This is a genomic window from Bartonella sp. AP258QHHD (assembly GCF_042196145.1).
GTDB lineage: Bacteria > Pseudomonadota > Alphaproteobacteria > Rhizobiales > Rhizobiaceae > Bartonella.
On the sequence record NZ_JBHIPR010000081.1, the window covers coordinates 1 to 2,419 of the forward strand.

Genomic DNA, 2,419 nt, shown 5'->3' on the forward strand with positions numbered 1-2,419 from the left:
AACATTTACCATTTAGTTTTTCTGTCAAAATATTTATGAAGCGCGTTAAGAGCGACCCGCAATGAATTCACAAGATGTGGTAATGTTTTGTCTTCGACAACAATATATTGTATTGCTGCATAAAGATTATACTGTCTATAGAGATGTTGTGTTTCTTTTATCACCTCTTGCATATTAGAAAACTGTTCTGTTGCAAATTCAACCCATTTTTCTCTTGCTTTGTCATCAGAAGATGATGGTATTTCGTCATAAACAGCGCTTGGTAAACCTTTTGCACACAAATAGTCATTTTTCACTTCAAGATATTTTTGCGCAGCATCATACTGGTCTTGAGTAAGCACACCTTGCAAACAAAGCCGCCCAACATAAGTACCAGCAAGCGGATTTTTAGCCTCTTCTATGGTCAAGCAGAAGCGTTTAGCACGCATTTCAATTGCCAATTGATTAACAGGATCTTGACGTACTTTCACTTGTGAAATGTAAGCATCTTTCTTTTTCATACATCCCCTAATCTGTGGGAGCCCACATGTTTCTCTTTGCTCTATTTTTCAATCAAAATGGTATGCTGTCATTAAGAGATGCACTATGATCAGCAGCACCTGAAGCGATAGCATAATTTTGAGAAGTAACGGAAGAAGGGGCAGATTGATCTTTCTTTACATCAAGCAAATACAACTCGCCTTTGAATTGTGGCAAGACAATCTCTGTTGTGTAATGGTCATGCCCATTTTTATCTTGCCATTTGCGTGTTTGTAATTTTCCTTCTACGTAAACTTTTGAACCTTTGTTGAGATACTGAAGTGCAATTTTTGCCAAATGTGGATTAAAAATCACAACTGAATGCCATTCAGTTTTCTCTACTTTTTGATGAGTATTTTTATCTGTATAGCTCTCAGAAGTTGCCATACGAAAATTGACTACTTCTGTTCTAGAATTCATTGTTTTGCTTTCGGGATCAGCACCTAAACGCCCGATTAACATCACTTTATTTAGCATGTTTTTTCTTACCTTAAATTTGTATTTTAATACATACAAAATCCTAGCATGATTTGCATATTTTTTCAATTATTTCAAAATGATATTATTGTTTTTTAACATATAAAATTATGTTTAATATGCTCTTTGATAAATAATCAATTGACATAAATGCATGGTGTATAGTATCAAGTATCAAGAGGGTATATATGGCAATCGTTAGTTTTAAGCATAAAGGGTTGAAATTATTCTTTGAAAGAGGAGTCTGCAAAGGCATACAACCCGCGCATGCTAAAAAATTAGCAAACATTTTAGTAATTTTAGATACAATATCCGCGCCTGAACAAGTTACTCTTAAATCGTATCGTCTACATGCGCTTACGGGCGATTTAAAAGGTTACTGGTCAATGCGTGTCAATGGAAATTGGCGTGTTACTTTTCGTTTCATTGGGACAGACGTTGAACTGGTTGATTATCAAGATTACCATTGAGTTTTGAGGTGTTATTATGATGTACAATCCTCCACACCCTGGCGGCATTTTGAAAGAAGAATTGCTTGATGAATTAGGGTTAACAGTAACAGAAGCTGCAAATCGTCTTGGCGTTGCACGTTTAACTTTATCCCGCGTCTTAAACTGCCATGCGGCGATTAGTATTAACTTAGCTTTACGGTTAGAAAAAGCGGGTTTAAATGATGCGGAATTCTGGCTTAAATTGCAACAAAAGCATGATTTGTGGCAAGCTCGGCATAACAGCCCAATCCCACATATTTCACCTTTAGAGCAAGTAGGGCATTTTTAGAAAGACTTAGCCCATCTTTCTTCACACCTAGAGGTCATGTTCTTTAAAATCAAGCAGCCCACGATAGTTTTTTATGCTCTTGTTGATTTCATCTATGAACGTTGAGAAGAGACAACGCCATTTAATCTAAACAGTTTTATAAAATCGGAAATTTTACTATAGCTTTTTAACTGAGCACTGTAGTGTGTAAATAGATATGTTTATTAAACTGCGTGTACGTAACATAAGGAAAAATACACAGACTAAAAAGGAATACCAAAGAGCAATATCTGAGTACCAAAGTACAGCATCCAATGGAAAAGAAAGCTTGTACTCCACGTACTTAGAAATAATAGGCAAAGAAACCGTTTCTTTATAACTACTTGGGAAAATTAAAACGACAAGCGCTACACTTATTAGTTTTAAAAGTCGGTGCATATACTGTTGTAAATCACGTGTTAGTTTCACCCAACCCGTTGTATCATCATCTTTATATTTTGGATTGTTCTGCAACTCAAAAGGAATATGAGAATTGCATAAAATTGCAAAAACCGCTGTGACTATTACCAAAGAAACAGATGCGAATGTCAAAATACTTTGAATAAAGTAGGGATTTTTTTTAATTCCTAAAAAACATAAAAATATAAAAGTTATAATGCCAAAC

The 2,419-nt window shown here is 35.1% G+C and carries 5 protein-coding genes; 2 read left to right on the forward strand and 3 right to left on the reverse strand.

The features are described from left to right. Positions 1-5 precede the first annotated feature (5 nt). Positions 6-500, reverse strand: coding sequence for a hypothetical protein (locus ACFIMM_RS09220; protein ID WP_375613681.1), 495 nt, complete (start codon positions 498-500; stop codon positions 6-8). A gap of 52 nt (positions 501-552) precedes the next feature. Continuing rightward, positions 553-996 carry a single-stranded DNA-binding protein gene (gene ssb, locus ACFIMM_RS09225; protein WP_375682511.1) on the reverse strand — a complete coding sequence of 148 codons (444 nt, stop codon included), beginning with the start codon at positions 994-996 and terminating at the stop codon, positions 553-555. Positions 997-1,184: 188 nt separating this feature from the next. Between ssb and ACFIMM_RS09230 the strand changes: the two genes are divergently transcribed. Further along, complete coding sequence (locus tag ACFIMM_RS09230; RefSeq protein WP_252619286.1) at positions 1,185-1,466, forward strand: type II toxin-antitoxin system RelE/ParE family toxin; 282 nt, start codon at positions 1,185-1,187, stop codon at positions 1,464-1,466. A 16-nt stretch (positions 1,467-1,482) separates the two neighbouring features. Further along, entirely contained in the window at positions 1,483-1,776 is a 294-nt protein-coding gene (locus ACFIMM_RS09235) for a HigA family addiction module antitoxin (protein WP_375613679.1), read from the forward strand. A 156-nt stretch (positions 1,777-1,932) separates the two neighbouring features. Here ACFIMM_RS09235 and ACFIMM_RS09240 read toward each other — a convergent pair. After that, on the reverse strand, positions 1,933-2,419 hold a 487-nt coding region (locus tag ACFIMM_RS09240; protein ID WP_375692705.1), incomplete at its 5' end, for a hypothetical protein.

Bases quoted from the DNA above. Each gene is read 5' to 3' on its own strand.
- ACFIMM_RS09230 (WP_252619286.1), top strand. From the start codon at position 1,185: ATGGCAATCGTTAGTTTTAAGCATAAAGGGTTGAAATTATTCTTTGAA.
- ACFIMM_RS09220 (WP_375613681.1), bottom strand. From the start codon at position 500: ATGAAAAAGAAAGATGCTTACATTTCACAAGTGAAAGTACGTCAAGAT.
- ssb (WP_375682511.1), bottom strand. From the start codon at position 996: ATGCTAAATAAAGTGATGTTAATCGGGCGTTTAGGTGCTGATCCCGAA.
- ACFIMM_RS09235 (WP_375613679.1), top strand. From the start codon at position 1,483: ATGATGTACAATCCTCCACACCCTGGCGGCATTTTGAAAGAAGAATTG.